This window comes from Mesorhizobium sp. USDA 4413, from assembly GCF_056280365.1.
On record NZ_JBVPRP010000001.1, the window covers coordinates 5,846,354 to 5,869,716 of the forward strand.

At 61.6% G+C, this 23,363-nt stretch carries 22 protein-coding genes; 14 read left to right on the forward strand and 8 right to left on the reverse strand.

All coding sequences use genetic code 11. The features are described from left to right. Positions 1-103: 103 nt before the first annotated feature. The 11 genes from ACVMIM_RS28440 (at position 104) to ACVMIM_RS28490 (ending at position 9,300) form a co-directional block, all read left to right on the forward strand. Complete coding sequence (locus tag ACVMIM_RS28440) at positions 104-1,207, forward strand: inositol-3-phosphate synthase (RefSeq protein ID WP_041003328.1); 1,104 nt, start codon at positions 104-106, stop codon at positions 1,205-1,207. After that, positions 1,204-1,800: a histidine phosphatase family protein gene (locus ACVMIM_RS28445; RefSeq protein ID WP_041003326.1), complete on the forward strand. Its 597-nt coding sequence runs from the start codon at positions 1,204-1,206 to the stop codon at positions 1,798-1,800. The genes ACVMIM_RS28440 and ACVMIM_RS28445 overlap by 4 nt, the downstream gene beginning before the upstream one ends. A gap of 13 nt (positions 1,801-1,813) precedes the next feature. Continuing rightward, positions 1,814-2,914 carry a CgeB family protein gene (locus ACVMIM_RS28450; protein ID WP_476115970.1) on the forward strand — a complete coding sequence of 367 codons (1,101 nt, stop codon included), beginning with the start codon at positions 1,814-1,816 and terminating at the stop codon, positions 2,912-2,914. Continuing rightward, the gene (locus tag ACVMIM_RS28455; protein WP_476115972.1) at positions 2,914-3,717 is read left to right on the forward strand and encodes a nucleotidyltransferase family protein; all 804 of its coding nucleotides are present in this window, start codon (positions 2,914-2,916) and stop codon (positions 3,715-3,717) included. Before ACVMIM_RS28450 ends, ACVMIM_RS28455 begins: the two co-directional genes overlap by 1 nt. Before the next feature lie 2 nt (positions 3,718-3,719). Further along, a complete protein-coding gene (locus ACVMIM_RS28460) occupies positions 3,720-4,481 on the forward strand; it encodes a TIGR04290 family methyltransferase (RefSeq protein WP_476115974.1) in 762 nt (253 codons plus the stop codon). Continuing rightward, positions 4,474-5,406: a glycoside hydrolase 5 family protein gene (locus ACVMIM_RS28465; RefSeq protein WP_278051522.1), complete on the forward strand. Its 933-nt coding sequence runs from the start codon at positions 4,474-4,476 to the stop codon at positions 5,404-5,406. The genes ACVMIM_RS28460 and ACVMIM_RS28465 overlap by 8 nt, the downstream gene beginning before the upstream one ends. Positions 5,407-5,598: 192 nt before the next feature. Continuing rightward, the gene (locus ACVMIM_RS28470; protein WP_476115976.1) at positions 5,599-6,663 is read left to right on the forward strand and encodes a glycosyltransferase; all 1,065 of its coding nucleotides are present in this window, start codon (positions 5,599-5,601) and stop codon (positions 6,661-6,663) included. After that, entirely contained in the window at positions 6,660-7,646 is a 987-nt protein-coding gene (locus tag ACVMIM_RS28475) for a GNAT family N-acetyltransferase (protein ID WP_476115978.1), read from the forward strand. The genes ACVMIM_RS28470 and ACVMIM_RS28475 overlap by 4 nt, the downstream gene beginning before the upstream one ends. Beyond that, positions 7,643-8,557: a class I SAM-dependent methyltransferase gene (locus ACVMIM_RS28480; RefSeq protein WP_476115980.1), complete on the forward strand. Its 915-nt coding sequence runs from the start codon at positions 7,643-7,645 to the stop codon at positions 8,555-8,557. The genes ACVMIM_RS28475 and ACVMIM_RS28480 overlap by 4 nt, the downstream gene beginning before the upstream one ends. A 64-nt stretch (positions 8,558-8,621) precedes the next feature. Continuing rightward, positions 8,622-8,840 carry a hypothetical protein gene (locus ACVMIM_RS28485; protein ID WP_476115982.1) on the forward strand — a complete coding sequence of 73 codons (219 nt, stop codon included), beginning with the start codon at positions 8,622-8,624 and terminating at the stop codon, positions 8,838-8,840. A 283-nt stretch (positions 8,841-9,123) separates the two neighbouring features. Next, complete coding sequence (locus tag ACVMIM_RS28490; protein ID WP_476115984.1) at positions 9,124-9,300, forward strand: hypothetical protein; 177 nt, start codon at positions 9,124-9,126, stop codon at positions 9,298-9,300. 3 nt (positions 9,301-9,303) lie between these two features. On the opposite strand, the gene ACVMIM_RS28495 is transcribed toward ACVMIM_RS28490, so the two are convergent. The 7 genes from ACVMIM_RS28495 to ACVMIM_RS28525 form a co-directional block, all read right to left on the reverse strand. Further along, entirely contained in the window at positions 9,304-9,888 is a 585-nt protein-coding gene (locus ACVMIM_RS28495; RefSeq protein ID WP_476117399.1) for a sigma-70 family RNA polymerase sigma factor, read from the reverse strand. 107 nt (positions 9,889-9,995) lie between these two features. Beyond that, the gene (locus ACVMIM_RS28500; RefSeq protein WP_476115986.1) at positions 9,996-11,282 is read right to left on the reverse strand and encodes an Nramp family divalent metal transporter; all 1,287 of its coding nucleotides are present in this window, start codon (positions 11,280-11,282) and stop codon (positions 9,996-9,998) included. 286 nt (positions 11,283-11,568) lie between these two features. Beyond that, positions 11,569-11,949 (reverse strand): response regulator, encoded by a 381-nt coding sequence (locus ACVMIM_RS28505; protein WP_476115988.1) that lies wholly within the window; start codon positions 11,947-11,949, stop codon positions 11,569-11,571. Between the two features lie 25 nt (positions 11,950-11,974). Then, positions 11,975-15,535 carry a CheR family methyltransferase gene (locus ACVMIM_RS28510; protein WP_476115990.1) on the reverse strand — a complete coding sequence of 1,187 codons (3,561 nt, stop codon included), beginning with the start codon at positions 15,533-15,535 and terminating at the stop codon, positions 11,975-11,977. After that, a complete protein-coding gene (locus tag ACVMIM_RS28515) occupies positions 15,489-16,619 on the reverse strand; it encodes a chemotaxis protein CheB (protein WP_476115992.1) in 1,131 nt (376 codons plus the stop codon). Before ACVMIM_RS28515 ends, ACVMIM_RS28510 begins: the two co-directional genes overlap by 47 nt. Before the next feature lie 97 nt (positions 16,620-16,716). Then, the gene (locus tag ACVMIM_RS28520; protein ID WP_278051529.1) at positions 16,717-17,622 is read right to left on the reverse strand and encodes a YihY/virulence factor BrkB family protein; all 906 of its coding nucleotides are present in this window, start codon (positions 17,620-17,622) and stop codon (positions 16,717-16,719) included. Positions 17,623-17,877: 255 nt separating this feature from the next. Further along, positions 17,878-18,909, reverse strand: a complete 1,032-nt coding sequence (locus ACVMIM_RS28525) for an SDR family oxidoreductase (protein WP_476115994.1) — start codon at positions 18,907-18,909, stop codon at positions 17,878-17,880. A gap of 294 nt (positions 18,910-19,203) precedes the next feature. Here ACVMIM_RS28525 and ACVMIM_RS28530 point away from each other — a divergent pair, with 294 nt between their 5' ends. The 3 genes from ACVMIM_RS28530 (at position 19,204) to ACVMIM_RS28540 (ending at position 20,536) form a co-directional block, all read left to right on the forward strand. Continuing rightward, positions 19,204-19,506: a DUF982 domain-containing protein gene (locus ACVMIM_RS28530; protein WP_476115996.1), complete on the forward strand. Its 303-nt coding sequence runs from the start codon at positions 19,204-19,206 to the stop codon at positions 19,504-19,506. Between the two features lie 206 nt (positions 19,507-19,712). Next, positions 19,713-20,111, forward strand: coding sequence for a hypothetical protein (locus ACVMIM_RS28535; RefSeq protein WP_476115998.1), 399 nt, complete (start codon positions 19,713-19,715; stop codon positions 20,109-20,111). Then, on the forward strand, positions 20,072-20,536 hold the full coding sequence (locus ACVMIM_RS28540; RefSeq protein WP_476115999.1) for a hypothetical protein: 465 nt from the start codon (positions 20,072-20,074) through the stop codon (positions 20,534-20,536). The genes ACVMIM_RS28535 and ACVMIM_RS28540 overlap by 40 nt, the downstream gene beginning before the upstream one ends. Before the next feature lie 774 nt (positions 20,537-21,310). Here the strand turns inward: ACVMIM_RS28540 and ACVMIM_RS28545 are convergent. After that, positions 21,311-23,284 carry a putative bifunctional diguanylate cyclase/phosphodiesterase gene (locus ACVMIM_RS28545; protein WP_476117401.1) on the reverse strand — a complete coding sequence of 658 codons (1,974 nt, stop codon included), beginning with the start codon at positions 23,282-23,284 and terminating at the stop codon, positions 21,311-21,313. Positions 23,285-23,363 lie beyond the last annotated feature (79 nt).

Below are 23,363 nucleotides of genomic sequence, written 5' to 3' on the forward strand. Positions count from 1 at the left end.
GCCGGCATCGCGCCCAGCATTTTTTCCGACGGGAAGGAACATTCCTTCCCAGTCCTAGTTCGGCGGCCAGGAACTTACCTCCAACGGCAGAGGCGGCGGTTTCGTGACATCGAAGAAAGTTCGCATCGGCATCGTCGGCGTCGGCAATTGCGCATCCTCCCTTGTGCAAGGCCTTACCTACTATCGCCAGGCAAAAAGCAACGAGCCGATACCGGGGCTGATGCATGCGGATCTCGGCGGCTATCATGTCGAGGACATCGAGGTCGCCTGCGCCTTTGACGTCGCAAAGGGCAAGGTAGGACGCGATGTGGCCGAAGCGATCTACAGCGCCCCGAACAACACCTTCCGGTTTGCCGATGTGGCTCCGATCGGTGTCGATGTGGAACGCGGACCGACGCTCGACGGCATCGGCAGATATCTGCGCGATGAAATCGAGGAAGCGGATGAACCGGTCGTCGACGTGACCGCGAGCCTCCGGGAAAGCGGGGCCGAGGTACTGGTTTCGTATCTGCCGGTCGGCTCTGAGGCGGCGACCCGTTTCTATGCCGAATGCGCGCTCGCAGCCGGCTGCGCATTCGTGAACTGTATACCGGTCTTCATCGCTTCGCGGCCGGAGTGGCGACAGCGTTTCGAGGAGCGTGGCCTCCCCCTCGTCGGTGACGACATCAAAAGCCAGGTGGGTGCCACCATCGTTCACCGGCTGCTCGCCAATCTATTTCGGGAGCGCGGAGTGCGCATTGATCGCACCTACCAGCTCAATTTCGGCGGCAACACAGACTTTCTCAACATGTTGGAGCGGGAGCGGCTGGAATCCAAGAAGATTTCCAAGACGCAATCGGTCACCAGCCAGATCGATGTTCCGCTCGAACCGGGCAATATCCATGTCGGACCCAGCGACCATGTACCTTGGCTCACCGATCGCAAATGGGCCTATATCCGCGTCGAAGGCACGACTTTCGGCGGTGTGCCGCTGAATGCCGAGCTGAAGCTGGAGGTATGGGATTCGCCCAACTCCGCCGGCGTGGTGATCGATGCCGTGCGATGCGCCAAGCTTGCCCTCGATCGCGGCATTGCAGGGGCACTCACCGGGCCTTGCAGCTACTTCATGAAGTCGCCACCGGAGCAGTTCACCGACGCCGAGGCCCGCCTGCGCACGCTTGCCTTCATCGCCGGCAGGGACGAGCCGATGCTCGACGCCGCCGAATGACCACGATCTTCTTTCTGATCCGGCATGCGGAGCACGACAATGTCGGCCGCTATCTGCCGGGGCGCCTCGACGACGTCGATCTCGGCCGCGCCGGCCAATCGCAGGCGCGGCAACTAGCGGACCGCATGGCGAGGGAGCCGCTTGCCGGGATCTTGAGCAGCCCACGCAAGCGCACCCTGGAAACCGCGAAACCTATCGCTGTGGCCTGCGGCATCGAGCGGATCTCGATACGTCAGGAGCTGGACGAGATCGATTTCGGTGCGTGGTCGGGCAAGACATTCGAGGAGCTGAATGGCGATGCTACCTGGCGGACGTGGAACGACCAGCGACAGAACGCACGCACGCCAAACGGCGAGACCATGCAGGATACGCAGCAGCGGGTTATCGGCCTGATGGATGCGCTGCGCCAACAAAACCCAAACCGATGCATTGCGCTGATCAGCCATGCGGATGTCATCAAGGCCGCGGTGTGCAAAGTCCTTGGCCTTCAGCTCGGCGACTGCTTCCGTTTCGACATTGAGCCCGCCTCGATCACGACCATCGTCCATGGCGACTGGGGTTCAAAGCTCATTCGCCTGAACGAAGCCGCCTGACAGGAGCTGTCCGATGCGGATGGTGATCTTCGGCCTCACGGTCACTTCCTCTTGGGGAAACGGACATGCCACGCTCTGGCGCGGGCTGATACGCGCATTGGCGCCGCTCGGCTGGTCCATCAGCTTCTTCGAACGCGACGTGCCCTATTATGCCGGCGCAAGGGATCTCCATCACCTCGATGGCGGCGAGGTCGTGCTTTATCCGCATTGGAACGAGATCGCGCAGGTCGCGTCTGTCGCGGTCCGGGAGGCTGACGTCGTGATCGTTACCTCCTACTGCCCGGATGCCGTTGAAGCTTCCCGCCTCGCGCAAGAGAGCTGCCGCGGACTGAAGGTGTTCTACGATCTCGACACCGCGGTGACCCTGGCACGTATCGAGCAAGGCGATCAACCAGCCTATTTCGGTCCCGAAGGCCTTCGCGATTTCGACCTGGTGCTAAGCTACACCGGCGGCCCGGCGCTGGACGCACTGAAGACGATGCTGGGCGCGCGTCTCGTCGTGCCGCTCTACGGACATGTCGACCCCGACCGCCATCGGCCGGCGCAGCCCAGACCGGAGTTTACCGGCGATCTGTCCTATCTCGGGACCTATGCCGAGGACCGCCAGGCGGGCGTCGAGACATTGCTGGTGCAGCCGGCTGTGCGGATGCCGGGTTGCCGCTTCATTATCGGCGGCGCGCAATACCCGCAGGACTTTCCGTGGAGCGACAACATCTTCTTTGTCAGGCATCTGCCGCCTGCCGACCATCCGGCCTTCTTCTGCTCCTCACGCCTGACGCTGAACGTCACCCGTGAAGCAATGGCGCGCAAAGGGTGGTGTCCATCCGGCCGGCTGTTCGAAGCGGCAGCCTGCGGCGCGGCGATGATTTCCGATGACTGGCCGGGCATCGACAGCTTCTTCAGCCCAGGTAGCGAAATCGTGCTTGCACATTCAACGGACGACGTGGTCGCCGCGCTCGGTTTGTCGGATGCGGAGCTCGAGTCGCTGCGCCGCAGGGCCCGCCAGCGCGTCCTCGATGAACACACATCGGCGCGCCGCGCCGCCGAACTGGACCGCATCCTGAACGAAGCCGTTCGGGCGCAGGCAAGCGAACCTTTGAAGGAAGCCGTCTGATGTTGGGTATCGTGCCTGCCGCCGGGCGGGGCAGCCGCATTCAACCGCTTGGCTTTTCCAAGGAACTGCTGCCGGTCGGCAGTCGAATGGACGGGCAAACAGAACGTCCCTGCGCCGTCAGCGAATATCTGGTGCGCCGGATGGTGCGAAACGGTGTCGACAGGATCTGCTTCATCATCGGCTCGGGCAAGTCGGACATCCTCGAATATTATGCGGCCGGCTATGACAGCGCCGTCGCCATCTTCGTGGCGCAACCTTCTCCGGTCGGCCTGTGCGACGCGATCTTCCGCGCAGCGCCGATCGTTGCGCCCGAGGAGACGGTGCTGATCGGCCTGCCCGACACGATCTGGTTTCCCGAGGACGGCTTCTGCCATCTTCCGGACGACCGGCTGTCCTTCCTGCTGTTCCCCGTCGACCGGCCGGAGCTTTTTGATGCCGTGGCCGTCGATCAGGATGGCCGTGTCGAGCAGATCCAGGTCAAGCAGCGGGATGCCGTCACGAACTGGGTCTGGGGAGCATTCAAGATGCCGGGCCGCATTTTTCACCGACTTGCTGCGCTCTGGCGCGAACGGGACGGCTGCGACGAGTATTTCGGAACGCTGATCAATGCCTATCTTGCCGCCGGAGGTGAGGCTTGGGGCGTCAAGGCGGGCTCGGCCTATGTGGATGTCGGAACATTCAACGGCTACCGCACCGCGCTCCGGCTGCTTGAAAACAATGATGTGCCCAAAGACGACGGCACGCCGATATTGGTGCCGTCGAGCCGCTCGCAAATTCCGTTCTCGCCAGGCAAAGGAGCCTGAACATGCTGCATTCCGCCGCGGAAATACGCCGTCGCATCGACGCGCTGGGCCCTTGGTTCCACAACATGGACCTGGCGGGCGTGCAAACGGCTCCCGACCATTTCCTTGGCAATTATCCCCTGATCAAGTGGCAGAAGTTCGCGGATGCGATCCCGGCCGATCTGTCGGGCAAGTCCGTGCTCGATATCGGCTGCAATGCCGGCTTCTATTCGATCGAAATGAAGCGGCGGGGCGCCGACCGTGTGCTCGGCATCGACTTCGATGTGGGTTACCTGACGCAGGCGCGCTTCGCCGCCGAAATCGCGGATTGCGATATAGAGTTCCGCGAGCTCTCGGTATACGACGTCGCCGCTCTCGGCGAGACCTTCGACATCGTGCTCTTCATGGGTGTCTTCTACCACCTGCGCCACCCGTTGCTGGCCCTGGATCTGATCCGTGAGCACATCGCGCCTGACTTGATGATTTTCCAATCCATGCAACGCGGGAGCAGCGAGGTCCCAGCGCTCGAACAAAACTACCCTTTCTGGACGCACGAGCCGTTCGATCAACCCGAATTCCCGAAGCTCCACTTCATCGAGCATCGCTATGCCGATGATCCGACCAACTGGTGGATCCCGAACCGCAGTTGCATCGAGGCAATGCTGCGCAGCGCCGGCTTCGAGATCCTGCTTCACCCTGAAGACGAAGTCTATTTCTGCCGTGCCTCCGGTGAGCCGGCGGGCGGAGGCGCAGTCCATCCGGCGAAAGGAGGAAACGATGATTGAAGCCGCCATGATCTGGAACGAGCCCAACAATAAGTCCCATTGGGATCCCGAGCTCGATCCGGACTGGAGCCGCTTCGCCAGCATGGCGATCCTGGCGGGCGATGCGATCGGTCTCGAAAACCCGGCGATCACCCGGGTCCTCGGCGGCATTTCGCCGATCGATGCCGGCTTCATGTCGCTGATGAAGGGGTTCGGAGTACTCGATCACGTCGATGCCGTTGCCGTGCATGGCTTCCCGCTCGACTGGAATCTTTGGCAGATTCATGAATGGCCGCAAAAGCTCCGCGAGATCGCCGAAGTCACCGATCTGCCGATCTGGATCAGCGAAGTCGGGGTGTCGAGTTTCGGCGCCGAGGAGGTCCAGCTCTGGGGCCTGCGCCGGACAGCGGAGTTGCTGCTTGGCCACGCGCCCCGCGTGCAATGGTACAGCCTCTACGACTTGCCTCACGCATGGGGAGCGACGACGCGGCATCGCGAGGTGGAAGGCTCTTCCTACTATCGTCATTTCTACATGGGCCTGCTGCGCGAGGATGGCACACCCAAGCCGGCACTCGAGGAGTTCCTGCGCCACACTCCGGAAATGGGGCTGGTCCAGTGGTTTCATTTCGAGGACCATCGGCTGGACGACGCCGTCGCCTGGATGAAGCGCCTGGGCGTCACCAATCTGCGTACGGGGCTTTCCTGGGCCGACAGTTTCAGACCGAACGCGCTCGACTGGTTTGATCGCCAGATGGAAGCGCTCACCGACTTCGACGTCACCGTCACCTTTTGTTTCACGCCCGAACATCGCGGCCTGCAGCCCCATCACACCAGCCCGCCACAGATGCCCGAAGAATTCGCCGAATTCTGTGCAAGCATGATCCGCCGCTATGCCCCGGCTGTGCACAACGCCGCCATGCCCGCGAGGCGGGTCTCGGCGGCGTGAGTTCACCATGTCGTCCGCCGATCAACCGTCAAATACGCCGACCGAATTCGCCGCAGGGCGAAAACAAGCCATGCTGGCCAGCCGCGTGACGCAAACCCTGACGTTGGCGCCACTCTCCGGTTCGGTCGAGCGCTTTCGGCGGGCGCCTGCATACGACTGCCGCGAACCTGAGGGACTTCGGCTCGATCAGCCATGACGCTCACCGTGCTCAACGTCGCCTACCCGCTTGCGCCCGTCGGCCTCAATGCGGTCGGCGGCGCCGAGCAGGTGCTGTCGGCACTGGATCGCGCGCTGGTGCGGCAAGGTCATCGTTCCATCGTCGTCGCCTGCGAAGGTTCCAGCACTGCCGGCATCCTGGTGGAGACGCCTGCCGAAACAGGCGCGCTCGACGAGACGGCAAAGAGCCGCGCCCAGCGCGCGCATCGCGCGGCGATCGCTGCCGCCCGGGCGCGCTGGCCGGTTGACGTGGTCCACCTGCACGGCATCGATTTCGACGCCTATCTGCCCGACGACGGCCCGACACTCGTGACGCTGCATCTGCCGCTCGCCTGGTATCCGCAAGAAGTCCTGAGGCCGGCACGTGACGACCTGTGGCTGCACGCGGTGTCCGACGCGCAGCAAAACACAGCACCGGCAGGATCGAGGCTGATCCCGCCCATTCCAAACGGGGTCGACGTCAATGCGCTGAACGATCCCCGGTCGCGTCGCAATTTGGCGCTCGTGTTGAGCCGAATATGCCCGGAAAAAGGCATCCACCTGGCGATCGACGCCGCGAAGCGAGCCGGAGTGCCGCTTGCAATAGGGGGGCAACTCTATCCCTATCAGACACATGTTCAATATTTCGCCGAAGAAGTGGAGCCTCGTCTCGACAGGCGGCGCCGCTTCCTGGGACCGCTCGGGTTTTCCGCCAAGCGGCGACTCCTCAATTCCGCCCGCTGCCTGGTTGTTCCGAGCCTTGCCGCGGAAACGAGTTCGCTGGTTGCCATGGAGGCCCTCGCCTGCGGCACGCCCGTTGTGGCCTTCCCGAACGGCGCCCTGCCCAATGTCGTCGAGCACGGCAAGACCGGTTTTCTGGTCAATGACATCGATGAGATGGCGATAGCTATCGACGCCGCGGGCGACCTCGACAACGAAACATGCCGGGCAGAGGCGCGAGACCGGTTTTCGCTCGATCGCATGGTTTCGGCCTATATGGAAGTCTATCGGGCGCTGGCAGAGCTCGGCGCTTCGCGCGCAGCGTCGAGGGCCGCGCGGTGAGCGGCCTTCGTGCCGATATCATCCGAGACCAAGCTGCGTTCGATGACCTCGAGCCGCATTGGTGGGCACTATGGTCCCGAAGCGCCTCCGCGACGCCTTTCCAGTCACCCGCTTGGCTATTGCCGTGGTGGCAGACATTCTCGCCCGGTGATCTCTCCGCGATCGCCGTGTGGAGCGGAAACGATCTCGTCGGCCTGGCGCCCCTCTATCGCGAAGCGTGCGCATCCGGCTGGCTACTGCTGCCGGTCGGAATTTCGCTGAGCGATTACCTCGATATCCTCTGCGCACCAAGCCAAGAGGCAGCTGTAAGCGCCGCTATTGCCGAGGCCACGCTGTCGCTGGAGTGGTCGCAATGGATCTTGCCGGATCTGCCGGCCGGGGCTGCCTCCCTTCACCTCGGCCTGCCGAACGTCATAGAGAGGCGATCTTCGAACCATGCCGCTTGCCCAGTGCTTTCGCTTGCCGGCGGTGAGACGTTCGCACGCTCGATACCTTCCCGGCGACGGCGTCAACTGCGCCGCGCCGAAAGAGCCGCGCAACGACGAGGGCGGGTAGCCATCGAGCGATGCGAGGCCGATCCGAAGACATTCATGGACCAGCTGGTCCGACTGCACCGCGCCCGTTGGGTCGGACAGGGTGTACTCAACGACATCGCACAGGGTTTCCACAGGAGTGCACTGCCTCGCCTTGCCGCGAACGGGCTGGCCAGGTGCTGGTTGATCGAGATCGGCGATACTGTCGTTGGCGCGTATTACGGGTTCCATCATCGTGGTCGCGCATATGCCTATCTCGGTGGCTTCGACCCCGCTTATGCGCAGGAGAGCCCCGGAGCGATCCTGATCGGCAAGGCCATTGCTGAAGCCGCCCGAGAGGGGGCACGGGAGTTCGACTTTCTGCGCGGCCGCGAGAGTTACAAATACGGCTGGGGAGCAGAAGATCGCTGGACGACGCAAAGGATCTGGACCCGGAACGCGTCGCCATGACCATAGCGGAACGAGAGAGGATAACCGCGAGTCACATCCTCGAAAGATGCATGGCAAACGGCCTGTCCGCCGAAGTCGCGGTCGCCAGATTGGCGCTCCATCTCCAGCCGGGCGTCAAGCCGGAAGAGTTGGCCGATATTGCACTGGGTATGCGTTCACATGCCCCTCGCCGGAGAGGCTGGCTTGACGAAGTGGCCATGCTGCTTTCTCGCAAGGAGATTTCCTTTGACGATCTTCGGACAACGGCAGCTTCCGTACGTCATGACCGTCTGGGCGGCGAAACGCATGAGATGATTGTCAGCAGGCTGGCTAGCAGCTTCGATCAGGCCGCTGCCATTTCTCCAGCCGCCAGCGTCCAACTCTCGTCGCTTGGCGATGAGGAGAAGCTTTCGGCCGCGACTGCCGAGATTGCTTCTTGGCTGGAACAACGAGGCTTTTTGGGCAGAGACAAGACAATACTTGACATCGGCTGCGGCATCGGCCGCTTCGAGAGCGCGCTCCACCAAAGAGTAAAGCGCATTGTCGGCATCGACATCTCCGCGAGGATGCTGGACATCGCCCGCCGGCGCTGCGCGGGCCTCGGGAATGTGGAGTTCCACCGGACATCGGGCCTCGATCTTGCCGAGTTCGTCGCCGGCGGTTTTGATGGTGTGCTGGCGGTGGACTGTTTCCCCTATCTGGTGCTCGCCGGCGTCGCCGATCGGCACTTCAGCGAAATCGCGCGCCTGCTGCGGCCAGGAGGACTTGCGGCCATTCTCAACTATTCATACCGCATGTCGCCAGCCGTCGATTCTTTCGATGTCCGCCATCTTGCCCACGTATGCGCCATGGACGTCGTCGTCGATGGCGAGTTGCCTTTCCGTCGCTGGGACGGCACCGCGTTTCTTGTTCGCCGTTCCGGCGGAACATAACCGGAAGACCGAAGTTGGGACGCCGAACCACTCTCGCAGAGGCTGACAGGCCCAGGAGAAGAAGATGGCATCCGGTGGCAAGAAACATATGGGTCGCGGCAGTCGGGGCAAGGGTTCGGGCGCCGGGGCGAATACGGAGCTCCCGAAAGACATGGTCGGCGAAAACGACGTGCTGTCGAACCGGGATAAGAAGCAACACACGAAAGAGCGCGGTCTCGATAGCGATCGCATCAAGTCCGATCAATATCAGGACAATGCGGCAAACCGGCTCCCCAGGGATTGAGGTCGCGGTGGCTTTGGTTTCTTAGGGACCCGGCAGGCGCGCTTAGAGCAATTCGAGGAAAAGTACGCAGCGCGGTTTTCCGTCCGGATTTGCGAACAAAATGTTCAGAGCGGGTCAGCAATTCGCCGAAAGCCGAACCCGCTCCAGGCGATCGGGTAGGTCTTTCGCTCTGCCCACAGCCTGTGCGGGGCCGAAGCCGATTGACGGCCGGCTGCGCCTTGCAAACTGCGACCGTCTATGGTCTCAACGTGAAATTAAGGGACCTGTTTGCTAAGAGAATGACATGACTCGTCCGAGCCAGCGCGACGTCGGCCGCCAGGAGAATCCGAACGTGGACGAAGAGATTGCGTCGTTGTTGAAGGCCATAGAGCAGGAGAGAATTCCTGATCGCCTGACCGAACTCGCGATCGAGTTGCAGAATGCTCTGATCCAGAAGCGTCACTGCAAACCGGAGAGCTGATGCCTATCGGTGTTGGTCGGCGCCCCGGTCCCAGCGGTCTTCCAGGAGATGGTCTTGCCTTTCGACCAGCGTCTGCGATGAGCGTTCATCCAGGAGTTCCAGAACGTGCGCGCGTGCGCGGTTGAGGCGGCTTTTCACGGTTCCAACCGCACAATCGCATATCTCAGCCGTTTCTTCGTAGCTGACCCCCAGCACACCGATCAGCACCAATACTTCACGCTGATGCGCAGGAAGCTTCTGGATGGCCCCATGAACTTCCTTGCTCCGAAGGGACCAGTCCTGGGTGGCTTCCGAAACCGGTCGGCTGGAGGCGCAATCGAGCAACCCCGGCGCTTCCCTGGCGGCAGCCTTGACACGCGTATAGTGGGTGTTGCGCATGATGGTGAAAAGCCAGGACTTCAATCGGGTTCCCGGTTCGAACTTGTCCAAATTGCCTAGCGCTTTGGTCAAGGTCTCCTGAACCAAGTCGTCGGCGTCATCAGGAATACGGCAAAAACTGCGCGCGAAAGCGCGCAAGGCGGGGATCAGATCAACGACGGAGATTTCCGCCGGTGCACGATCTGGCGCGGCATGACCATTGGGTAGCACGGTTCGGACCCCAGCAGAGACAGATGAGTCTTGATCTGGGACAATGCGCGACAATGATGATCGTTCCTGTTCGAAACAAACTTGCTCAGAGGGCTCAGCCTGCGCGCCTAAAAGAACCAACTCGCAACCAGGCCAATCGAGGCCGCAAAGATTGCCACCGTCGTGATCCCCCCGAGAACATTCGTGCCCCGGCCGTTGACCCGCTCGCCCATGATCCTGCGATCGTTCGTCATCAAAAGTATGAGCAGCAAGAGCGGAGGAGTGGAAAAGCCTTGCACGATGCCAGCCCACACCAGGGCGCGCATTGGATTGAAGCCGAAGAAATTGAGTGCGACCCCGATCAGCGTGAATGCTCCCGTTGCCAGGTAGAAGCCCGGCGCGTCCCGCGGCTTCGTATCCATGCCGTTCTTCCAGCCCATTGCCTGGGCGAGATCGAAGGCCGCGCCAGTCGTCATCACCGGAACGGCCAGAAAACCGACACCGATCACACCGGCGGCGAAGATTATGCCTGCCGCATCACCGGCAAGCGGCCGCAGCGCATCAGCTGCCTGAGCCGCCGTTTCGATCTGCGTCTGCCCGGCCTTGTGAAGCGTCGACCCGGTGGAAAGCATGATGAAATACATGATTAGGTTGGAAAACGTCATGCCGAGCAGAATGTCCTTGCGCGACCGGCTCAACTCTTCGTCTGTCGCCCCTCTCCGTTTCTCGAGCGTGTTTCTACCCAGCGCTTTCTCCTCTTCTACCTCCTGGTTGGACTGCCAGGTATAGAGGTAGGCCGAAAGCGTTGTTCCTATGATCGCAACGAGGATCGACAAATACTCACGGTTGAAATGCACCTTGGGCAGCAAGGTACCGCTCAGCACCGGCATCAGTTCGGGCTTGGCAAGGAAAGCCGAGACGACATAGGCGAGCAGCGCCAATGCCAGTACGCGGAACAGATTCCTGAGAAGATCGTAAGAACCGAAGACCTGAAGAGTGAACATGACCGTCGCAACCATGGCGACGATCAACGGCATCGGCAACGGCACGAAGAGGTTGATCACAGCCGCCATGGCGCCGAGATCCGCCGCAGCCTCGATCGTGTTACCGATCAGAACTCCGGCCAGAACAGACCACAGCAGCCATCGCGGATAGAAATCCGCGATAACCTGGAAAAGCCCCCGTCCCGATACCTGGCCCAGCTTTGATGAGAGGTACACGACAGTGTACATCATCGGCAGCGTCACGGGCGCAGTCCAAAGCAGGTCCGGCCCGAATCTCGCCCCGGCGCTGGCATAGGTTCCGATTGCCGAGCAATCGTCGTCAGCCGCACCGGCGATCAAAGCCAGACCGACGGTTCTGCCGATGCCTTTGCGCGTTTGCCTGTCTTGCCCTTGATTGGCTTGTTCGGTCATCACTTGCGCTCGTTGCGGTCGAAAAGGATCGGCCGAACACGCGTAAGTGGGTGCCGCCTTTGTGTCCTGGGCCGAACCGAGCAATCAGGTGTTTGTTCCGCGGCAAGATCGGCCGATCCGGCTGCCCCGCAAGCTTAGTAGTCTCGTGGTCATGGACCGATGCATGGTGACATGGGCAGCGGAAAGCGTACCAACCTGCTTGGGATGATCGGCTACAACCGTGGGTACCTGCCTTGGCGGCCGCGGCTGCAAAAGGTGGCGCCGCGGGAGAGAAGTCCGCGAGACCTCAATGCTTGCGGCGGCTGAAACGTGAAACCGCCTCGATGAGCAATCTGGTCTCGACCGGCTTCGACAATCTCGGCGAATCGCGGAACTGATCGGGAAAGACAGTGGCGCTGTCATAGCCGGTCAGGAAAACAAACGGCACGTCGCGGGCGGTGAGATGCTCGGCAAGCGGAAAACTGCGTTCGCCTTGCAGGTTGACGTCGAGCACCGCGCCATCCAACTCGATGCCGTCGATCTGCTCGAGCGCCTGTTTGACGGAGGGCGCGGGACCGACGACATCGCACCCTGCGTCGGTCAACTCGTCGGAGAGATCGAGCGCAACCAGAAAAGAGTCCTCGACGACGAGGATGCGCAGGCCCGACAATGGAGCGCTCTTGTTCATGCGTGCCTGGGCAAAGGCTCGACGCTTACGTCCGGGACAGGGGAATCTCAAGCAAACACTCCAGGCCGGCCGGCCTGAAGTCCAAAGAAATACTCCCTCCCAACTCGTACTCTAAACTCTGCTGGATGAAAGTGGTTCCAAAATTCCTTCGCGACGGCTCCCGCACGGGCGGGCCGCCCACTTCCTTCCAGCGGATCGAAAGCCTGCCCGGCTTCACGACGGCCCAGGAGATTTCGACGTGGCCGGTGTCGGCGGAAAGGGCCCCGTATTTGGCGGCGTTGCTGGCAAGTTCGAAGAACACCATGCCTAGCGCGGCCGCCGTTGCCGCATCGAGATGGAACGGCGGGCCATGGAGGATGAGGTTTTGGCGTTGCGTGCTGTTGTAGGGAGAAAATGTCGCCCTGAGCAGCTGCTCTAGGTCAGCATCGCCCCAATTGTGGGAAGACAGCACCTCATGCGTGCGGGCCATCGCGTGCAGCCGCTCATGGAACGAGGCTGCGAATTCGCCCATCGAGCTTGACGAGCGGATCATACGCCCGACGAGCGCCGTGATCGTCGCGAGAATGTTCTTCACGCGATGCTGCAGCTCATGCAGCAGCCTCTCCTGGGCCCGCTCGGATTCCTTGTGGCTGGATATGTCGACCAGCGTCGCTATGGCGCCACGCACCTTGCCGTTTTCGTCGAACAGCGGGTTGGCCGACATCATGACGTCGATGCCGGAGCCGTCCTCGCGCAGGATTTTCGCCTCATAGCCGGGGATTGCCTTGCCGGTTCGGATCGCCTTGAACAGAGGCTGGTCGGCGGCGTCCACTTTGGCCCCGTTGAGCGTCAGCGGCAGGGTAGCTGGCACCGGTATTAGCTTGTCTCCGGTGGCGCGCAGTCCCGCGAGCTCCACCGCACGCCGATTGGCGCGTATCTCCGCGCCGCCGCCGTCCTCGGCGATGAAGATACCGACCGGCACCAGGTCGAGCAGGGTTTCGAGGCTTTCGACGCGATTGCGCAAATCATGCGAGAGCACGCCGATCCTTTCTTCCGCCCGCGCGATCTGGGTGACGTCGACGAAGGTGACGACGACGCCGGCGATGACGTTGTCGACCGTGCGGTAAGGCAGGACGCGCATGATGTAGCGCCTGCCGCTGTCGGTGCCCGCGACCTGCCGCTCGATGGTGCCGAGCCGCTGCAGCACCTGCTCCATGTCAGTCTGCAGCCCGTCGGCGGGAAAACGCGGGCGCACATGCGCGAGCGGCCGGCCGACATCGCTCTCGACCAGCCTGAACAGGTCGCGCGCTGTCGGCGTGAAGCTCTTGATGCAGAGGTCGCGGTCGAGAAATACGGTGGCGATCTGTGTGCTTTCGAGCAGGTTCGCCATATCGTTGTTGGCGCGGCTGAGCTCATCGACGCGAATGTGGAGCTCGGCATTGACGGTCTGCAGCTCTTCATTGATCGACTGTAGTTCCTCCTTGGACGTTTCCAGTTCCTCGTTGGACGATTGCAACTCCTCGTTGATGGAGGACAGTTCCTCGTTCGAGGATTTCAGCTCCTCATTGGAGGATTCGAGCTCCTCCGTCGTGATCTGCAACCGCTCCTTGGTTTCCCTCAGCTCCCTTTCGAGCTGGCTGACATTGGCGCTTTCCACATCGTCGGTCGTGTGGACCGGCTCGTCCTCCGACTCCGGCTTGATGCCGCCGACGTCACGGAAGACCAGCATGTAGAGCGGGTCCGACGAGCCGTCGGAGGGCAATGGCTGCACGGCCAGGCTGATCGTCTGGCGGCCGCCATTGGTGCCGACGGTGATCTTGTTCTGGATCGCCACCTGTCCGGTGCTGGCCGCCTTGTGGAGCGCGGCACGGAGATCCATGCGAAGGCCCCGCCTTGCCATGGAAAAGACATTGTGGTCAGGCGCACCGGCGGCGAGCTCGAGATATTTGCCGGTGCCGCCCGAACTGTGCATCAATTCGCCGCCGGCGTTGACCACGACATAAGCCGGCGCAAATCGCTCGACGAGAAGGCGCTCCGCCGCCTCCTGCAGCGTTCCTGTCCTCGCCTGAGGGCGCGCGCTAGGCACCTGCCTGGCAGCAGCCGCGAGCGGGAATTCCGGCAGCCGCTGTGCCGCCACCCCGTTGCGTTTCTGGAAGATGCGGCTCGTCTTGTCGACGGTCGAGAACAGGCGCGCATGGCGCGTCACGTTCTCCGACGATCCGAGGAAGAGATAGCCATTGTTGCGTAGCGCATAATGAAAGATCGGGACGATCTTTTCCTGCAATTCCGGACCCATATAGATCAAAAGATTGCGGCAGGTGATGAGGTCGAGCTTGGAAAAAGGCGGATCCCGCAACAAATTGTGCGCCGAAAACAGGCAAGCTTCCCTTAACTCGGCGGAGACACGATAAGTGCCGTCCTCGCGCGAGAAGAACTCCTTGAGCCGTTTCGGCGTGATATCGCTCGCGATCGTCGCCGGATAGCGCCCGGCCCGGGCTTCTTCCAGCGCGCGCTCGTCGATATCGGTGGCAAAGATTTGCAGATTGGGGGAGGCGGCGCCCCGTGGCGCATTCTCCTTCAGGAGCATGGCGATCGAATAGGCCTCTTCGCCCGTGGCGCAGCCCGGCACCCATACGCGGATCGTCTCGTCGGGCTTGCGGTCCTCGAACAGCCGGGGGATGACAAGTCTTTCCAGGACATCGAAGGCGTGCTCGTCGCGGAAGAAGCTAGTGACGCCGATCAAAAGGTCCTGGAACAGCAGATCGATCTGCTGTGGCTCGTCGCGTAGCCGCTCGTAAAAGGCGGATGGGTCGTCGATCTGCAGCACCTGCATGCGGCGCTGAATGCGCCTGAGGATGGTATTGTCCTTGTAGCCGCTGAAATCATGGCCGGTTCGCACGCGCAGCAGCGCCGTGATGCGCGAAAGCTGGTCGGCTACATCGCGGTTGCGGCGGTCGCGCTCGCTTTCGTTGCGGTTGGCGTGGTTGAAATAACCAACCAGCTTTGCGGCCATCTCCTCGGCTGGCATCACCATGTCGACCAGGCCGGTCTGCACGGCGCTGCGCATCATGCCGTCATATTCGGCACTTTCCTGGGCAAGCGTCAGGCCACCGCGCTCCTTCACCGCCTTCAGTCCGATCGTGCCGTCGCTGCCGGTTCCGGAGAGGATCAGCGCTGCCGCCTGTTCCGACTGCTCCTCGGCCAGGGAGGTGAAGAAATCGTCGATCGGCGTCCGCCTGGCGCGCGTCGCCACCATCTTGGCCATATGGAAATGCTGGCCACGCAGCATCACCGACACACCTGGCGGCGCGACGTAGATCTTGTCGGGCTCGATCTCCATGCCCTCGACCACCGTTTGCGTTTCCATCGTGGTGGAGCGCTGGATGATGCTGGCAAGGACGCTTTCGTGCTCGGCGTCGAGATGTTGAATCACCACATAGGCAAAGCCGCTGTCGGCCGGCACCTGGGGGAAGAATTGCTGCAATGCCGCGATGCCGCCGGCCGACGCGCCGATGCCTATGATCGGGAAGGACGTGGCCTCTTTCGCGCCGTCGCGCGAGCTAGCGCTTGCTTTCTTTTTGCTTGCCTTCCTCGCCGCCTGCGCCATTGCCTGCCTGTGCCCGCCTGCTTTCCAGGATGCGCTCGATGACAGCGGCATCCGCTTCGTATTCCCTCGCCCGCTTGCCGAACTCGCTGGCGAGTCCGGAGCGATCCTTCGTTCTTTCCCGCTCGGCCGCGCGCCGGGCAAATTCAGCCCGCTGCTGGTGTGTCCGCAACAGGCTCCACAGGATCTCGTCCGCCTCGATCGCCTGCGCTTCCATCACCGCGTCGGCGGTGAAAGCGTGACCGGTATGGCACCGATAACGCAGCATGTCACCGTCTTCGATCTCCCACAGCGGCCCGTGGCATTCAGGGCATGTAAACACCGACAATTCGCCAAGTCGATCTGCTTCTTGCATGGACGCATGCTCCTGCGCGGCAATCGCCGCCTCCAGCCTGACCGCCGGTGGGGCCGGCAAGGTTTCACCCGCCGGCTCGGCCGCCAGTTTCGCCAATAAGCCGCCAAGCTTGGCGGCGGGTTCGCAATGGTCGATCTCGGCATAACGCAGCGCGCTTTCTACCATGGAGGGTACCAGCGCGTCCTTGGGGTGCTGGACCACAGCGAGCCCGCCAACCGTCTTGATGGCCCGCAGGCCGGCAGTACCGTCGGAAAGCGCGCCCGACAGCACCACGCCGATGACGCTCGCGCCGTAGCTCAGCGCTGCCGAGCGGAACAGCGGGTCTATCGCCGGCCGGGCGAGGTTTTCGCGCGGGCCGCGGCGCAGCATCATGTGGTCGTCATGGAGCAGGAGGTGAGCTCCGGGAGGAGCCACATAGATGTTGCCGGTTTCGACTCTGGCGCCGTTCTCGGCCACAGAGGTCTTGAGCGCCGCGACGCGCTGGAGAATCCCCGGCAGATAGCTGACCTGCCCGACATGAACCACGATGAACACGGCCGCCGGCAAATCGGCGGGAAGATCGCTCGCTATCTTCTTCAGCGCCTCGACCCCGCCCGCGGAGGCGCCGATGACGATGACGGAGCGGTTGCGCGCACTGGGTCGCCGCGAGCCTGTCGCCGTCTCGCGAGCAGGTGAAATGCGGTTTCGATCGTCGGCCATATCACCCTTACTATGTGCCCGCCCCGAAACCATAAGTCGTTTCAGGGGGACTCAGTTCCACGGGCACTCGACCTGGTTCGTGCAGGTCAGCCTGGAAAAGCAGCTCCGTTGTCAAGCACGTGGCGATTGGTCACTTTCGTGTCTTTTGCTTCACAACCGGCGCGAGATCGGCGCGGCTTCCGTTGCTCACCGAATAGGCGCGCGTGATTTCGGCGCCGAACAGAAAGATCTGAGCCGAGTAATAGACCCACAGCAACACCACCATCAGCGCACCTGCGGCGCCGTAGGAGGTCGCGATCGAACTGCTGCCAATATACCAGCCGATCAGCGACTTCCCGACGGTGAACAGAAGCGCGGTGACCAGGGCGCCGACGGCGACATCCCGCCATTTGAGGCTGCGGTCCGGCAGAACTTTGTAGATCGCCGCGAAGAGCAGCGCGATCAGCAGGAACGAAACGACCGTGTTGATGGAACTCACGATCAGTTCGCCGAACGGCAGGCGCTGGTTGATCGCATCGCTCAATGCCGAGATGGCCGTGCTCGCCGCGAGCGACACCAGGAGCATAAAGCCCAGCGCCGCCACGAGGCCAAGGCTCGCTATCCTCGCCCGCACAAGGCTCGAAAGCGACATATCGCTTGGTTCGACTTTCCAGATCTTGTTCAGCGACTGCTGCATCTCGCCGAAGACGCCAGAGGCCGTTATCAGGAGCGTCACCAGCCCGATGATCGTGGCGAGCGCGCCGGACCATCCGCGCGAAGCGGTCTCGATCGTGGCCTTCAGGAGATCGGCACTCTGCGGACCCATGACGCCCGATATCTCGGCCGAGAGCGCGAGTTGCGCGGCGTCTCTGCCGACAACGATGCCGGCGACCGCCACCACGATCAGAAGGATCGGCGCAAGCGAGGTGGTGGCATAAAAGGCAATCGCCGCGCCATGGCTCAAGGCGTTGTCGTCGATGTAGCCGCTTACGCTTTGCTTCAGCAGTGGCCAGGCCTCTTGAGGCCAGCCGGTCTTCGATTTCCTGTCCTGCACCATGTGCGCTGCCCGCCTCGAACCGATGCGGGCCGGGTGGGACAAGAGCTCGACTGCCTTTTCGTTGGCCAGGATGCGAAGCCGGAAAAATCATCCTGTTCTCTCTGCCACCAGGTCCGGCTAACGCGGCCCGCTGAAGTCAATAACGATCAGGTTCAATTGTTCCGAACCAGTTCGTCGGCGCCCGGATCATGGCGGGCCGGCCGCGGGCATGTCGCCGGGTTCTCCTCGGGCTTTGCCCAGCCTTCCGGGCGGTGTTCAGTAGCCTCCTATGATGGGCAGGATCTCGCCGGTGATGTAGCTGGAGCATTGCGGCGAGGCTAAAAACACATAAGCCGGCGCGATCTCCTCCGGCTGGGCGGGCCGCTTCATCGGTGTCTTCGCGCCGAAGCGCGAAACGTCCCCAGCCTCCTTCTCCGAGGGATTGAGCGGCGTCCATACCGGGCCCGGCGCCACCGCGTTCACGCGAATGCCCTTGCTGATGAGATTGCCGGAGAGCGCCCGGGTGAAGGCGTGGATTCCGCCCTTGGTCATCGAATAGTCAACCAGATCCTTCGAACCTTCGATGCCGGTGACGGAACCGGTATTGATGATCGCCGACCCGGGTTTCATATGCGGCACCGCCTCCTGCGCCATGTGGAAATAGCCATAGAGGTTCGTCTTCAGCGTGGTGTCGAAATGCTGCTCGGTAAGGTCGGCGAAGTCGGTCGAATGAACCTGGAAGGCCGCGTTGTTGACGAGCACGTCGATCCTGCCGAAAGTCTTGACGGTCTGCTCGACCAGCTTGTGGCAAAAGGTCCGTCTTGAGACGTCTCCGCGAAGTGTGATGCAGCGCCTGCCTTCAGCCTCGACCGCCTGCTTCGTCACCTTTGCGTCGCGGTCCTCGTTGAGATATGCGATCGCGACATCCGCCCCTTCGCGCGCGAACAGAACCGCCACGGCGCGGCCGATGCCGGAATCGCCGCCGGTGATCAGGGCCACCTTGCCCTCCAGCTTGCCCGACCCTTGCCAGAATGGCGCGTCATAAAGGGGCGCCGGTTCGATCGCCCATTCCTCGCCGGGCTTCGGATGATGCTGCTTGGGGAATGGCGGCGCTGGATATTGCCTGGCGCCGGCCTGCATGGCTCCCTGCGATTTGGATTTGCCGTTCGGCTTGGCGCGGTCGGCCGCGTCGACCTTGCGCTGCACGCTCCGCTGCCGGCTCGCCGCGTGCTCGCTGGCGGATTTGGTCGGTGAGGTGGATGCCGGTGGCGTAGCGGATTTTGTCGCTCGGACGGATTTCGTCGGCATTGCTTTCTCCTTTGTTTCTCTCTCCGGACAACGCGGCCGAACAGAAAAGGTTGGCATTGCCACCCAACGCCCGGTCGTCTGCCGCCTGGCTCGTGCTTGAACCCGCCGTTGCTTGATTGGATGCAACCGGGCCGCGGCAATTTCGTTTATGGCGATCTCGATCCGTGCGGTGGCGCCATGAAATCCTATCGGACGAACAAAGCCCCTCTCGTTCTCGCAGTGACCGCCCTGAGAGCGGCACCCTTCCTCGGCCTCGGCTGGCCTACGAGCGGGTGGTTAGGCTGGTGACGAGGCATGGGCAGATTCTTGCCGCTCACCATTCGCTTCGTCCGCGGCGGCACGATGGTGGTTTCCTCGATCGCCGATGCCAGAAAAGCACTTGGCGGGGCGTGGAAAAACAAGGACGCACCGGCCTATCTGAAGGCGGCTCGTCTGGTGGAAGACGCGGCCAATGGAATTTGCCGGCCGGCCATCGCCTTTGCTGCCTTTAAGAAAGCGGCCGCCGAGCAGGGCCTGCTGGAGCCTGCCGGACCGAGTGCCGCGCTCAGCATGTTCGACCAGCTCTGGTCACGCGACCGCAAGGGGCCGCTGAAATGACGCAGGCTCCAACCTGCGGCCGTGCGAGGACGAGCCGGCGCTCAACCTAGGCCTGGTGGCGGCCGCCCAGGCGATCGACCCTCAGCCCCGACAGCCTGTCGGACCACCCGGCAAGGTTTCTTTGCAAGCTGGGTGCCAGCGGACTTCGTCACGAAATGAAACCGCTGGCGATTTAACCCGCCTTGCCGCGCGGGAGTTGGAACGACATGAGTATTTTCGCGTTATGCGCGATGCTTCTCGATGATCACATCAGCATGGCACAAAGGCATGTTCGACATGGCGAGCTGCACATTGCGCGCCAGCATGAGCGGATTACCCGACTAAGAAGCAAAAGCCTGCCGACGACGGATGCTTTGAGTTTCCTGAGACTGTTGGAAGAAGTTCACGCCGTCCAGCGACGACGCCTTTCGCAACTTCTGTCGAAATCGGCCGGTTCACAAGCGGCCTCCGAGGTTTTGGCTGCCGAGACGCGATTGGTGAAGGGCGCGACCGATTTGATTTGGATTCCCGATCCCATCGTCCGGCTCACGCTGGAGCTTGAGCAGGAGCTTAAAGCCAGAATGAAGTGGCTGGCCGCCAAGCCTCCCAAGGGCAGGCTTCACTAGTTTACTCGTCCCGCCGCTTTTCCCATAGGATCTGCACCAGGCGTCGACTTTACGTCACAATAGGTGGCACAATTTGCGACATCGCAAGCAGACGCACCACCCACGATCGAAACATCCATGTAAATCGAAAAATCAGCACCCTTACGGGAGAAGCCGATGGTACCGCGCCGTGGAACGAGACGCATTGGCGTAACGACAGCTTCGACAGCAAGCTTGCGGAGTCACGCTCGTTCGCCGATCCGGCCAAGCGCCGCGAGGTCTATTTCGAACTGCAGCAGATGATCCACGACGAGTGCCCCGCCATCATTCCGGCGTTTGCCAGTTGGATAGACGCGGCACGCCACGAGGTGAAGGGGTTTGTTCCCAATCCCAACTTCCTGCTCAGCGACCATCGTGTGGCCGAACGTGTCTGGCTGGCCACATGAACGAAACCTGCTCCGTCAATCGACTTTGGCGAACCGCTTCATAGCCTATTGGCGAACAACGATAATGTCAGTCGCTGAAGGACAGCTTTTACAAAGAAAGTCAAAGCTTGGTGGTTCGTCCAAATCCTTCGTGGATTTGTGTGGCCCGGCGAAACCCATTGTAGGCAACTGGATTGATCCTTCGGCCACAGCACGGCGAGGGACATTTAGTGAAACGGTTTGAATTGGTTTTGATACCGTTTGGCCAAACGGTCTAACTCCCTGTTCGTCTTGCGACGCTTGGCGGCCTGTCTGGTATTTCGAAACGCCGCAAAGCGTCAGGGATGCCGATCATGAACAGGACGCGAAGTTACGCTCCGAAGGCGCCCTGGAAGGGAGGGCGGGGACGCCAGTTCAGGTGCGCAATGCGGATGCGTCGGGAGTGGAAACTTGCGATGGTGCATTCATGTTGTCAGATCTGCCGATCGCCGGATTTGCCGTGTTGACCTCACCGATGCCATCGACAAATCACGCGGGTCCCCTGTGCTGTCGCGCATGATGACGTCGAGTGTGGCCTGAGATGAAATCCAGGACAATCTTGCTTTGAGACACAACCATGGCGCTCTACCGGCGGGGAACCGTGATTCGCGTCGTGAGCGGGCTCTGCCGCAGCTCGGCGGCTTTTATCGGTCGTTCAGGAGCAAAGACGGACGTGACCCCGCGCGAGCTGCGGCAGTGGGCGCGGACGCTGGTGCACTAATCCGGGCGAGGCGTGCAGCGGCGCCGCCTGCTCCATCATGCGGACTTCAGCACCGTAAATGCGCGTTTCTGGGTGGTCCGTTTTGCCTGGAAGCTTGCCGCGACAGCAGGGCGGCCGACACGATAACCTTGGACCTTGTCGATGCCGAACTCACGCATGAGCGCCATCTGCTCGTCGGTTTCCACCCCCTCGACCAGGATTTTGGGGCCGCGATTTCGAACCAAGGCGACAATGTCCTGGAGCATCGCCATACCCTTCTGAGTGCCGCAGTCGTGAAGGAACGAGCGGTCGATCTTGACCGTATCGAAATCGATGAGACGAAGCCACGAAAGGCCTGCGAAGCCCGTCCCGAAATCATCGAGCCATATCTTGATCCCGAGCACTTTCAGGTCGCTGATGCAGCGCAGAACGTCCGAATGCATCTCCATCTCGAGGCCTTCGGTAATTTCGAAGGCTAGCCTGCTGCCGGCAACCCCGGTCTCGCCCAATATGCTGGCGACGGACGTTGCGAAACCGGGCGTCTTGAGCTGGATCGGAGAGACGTTGACGCTGACGACGCCGATATGGTCGTCCGCCAGGAGCTCGGCGCAGACCGACCTTATCACCCAGCGCCCGAGTTCCAGGATCGCGCCTGTTCTTTCCGCCACGGGAATGAACAGGCTTGGCGGAACCAGAGTGCCGTCCAGCATCTTGAGGCGCATCAAAGCTTCCACCGCCTCGACCTTGCCCGAGGCGACGTCCTGGATGGGCTGGTAGACGAGTGAGACGAGATTCTGGCCGATGGCGATTTTCAGCAAAGCCGCGATGTTCTCACTCTCGTCGCTGCTCTGGGGATCGGTCGGATCGAACAGCCGGGCGCAGTTCCTGCCGCCGGCCTTAGCCAGGTAGAGCGCGCGATCGGCCTCGTGAATGATCTTCTCCAGCTTGGCGCCGGCTTGAACCCTGGTGAAGGCGGCGCCGACGCTCGCCGTGACGACTGAGATGCCGTCACGCCGCAGCTCGTGAGTAAGCGCCAGGTTCTCCACTGTGCGGCAAATGGCTTCCGCAAGCTCGGCGACGCGCTCCTTCTTGTCCATGCGGGCCAGGACGATGAATTCCTCGCCCCCGAAGCGCCCGATCGAGGCGTCGTATTGCTTGACGAGATCGCTAAGGGCGTTGGCGACATGGATCAGGCAACGGTCGCCTTCCTGATGGCCGTAGCAGTCGTTGAATTTCTTGAAGAAATCAACGTCGATGAGGATGGCAGCGAACCGGTTGCCAAGCCTTTGCCAGTCGCTCCAGTAGTCGCGCAGCTTCTCATCGATCGCTCGCCGGTTCTGCAGCCCCGTCAGCGGATCCGTGCGCGATAGCCGCAGCAGAGCTTTGCCGCGTTCTGTGGCCTCCCTGTGCTGGATTTGGGCCTCCAAGGCGTTCAGAAATACGTTGTAACGCTCTCCATTCAGCTTCCAGTTCACATATGACGTGAACGTAAAGCATGAGACGTAGAAGGTCCCGAAAACCATCTTGTATGTTAACGTGGCTGGCACAAGGTAGTTTACTATATACAGTATAAAAAGTATTATTGTCGACGTTAGTATCGATAATCTAAAGCTGAACGTGAAGAAAAGATTGGCGCTCATCATGAAAATCGTGCCGAACACCATGTAGTAGGCGACGCTTTCCCTGTCGGCGCCGGTAAAGGCCGGGCAAAGCCACCCGATATAGCCGAAGATGATGGCGCCGGCGCAAGTCAAATCGAGCCATGCCGTCGCGATCCCACGGCGGAGCTGTTCTTCCAAAATCAGCAGCGCGGTTATGCCGACGGTGAAGCGGGCGACGATGGTGTAGGCCGCCACATCCGGTATCAGCAGCAGATCCGTTGCCGAAAACATCAAATAGATGGCAACGGCCATCCATAGCCCGGGCCTGGCTTCCGTTCTTCGCTTCGCCTGGGCATCCGCCCGATAAAGGACCCGGAGCTCGCCAGGCATCGGCTCGTGGTTAGGCGGGTTTGTTTCCACATGCCCCATGTCGGCCAACGCAGAGGAGACGCGCTCGTTCAAAACAAACCCCGCTGAAAGGGGGTTTGCATTGCGAGCTGCTTTCCAG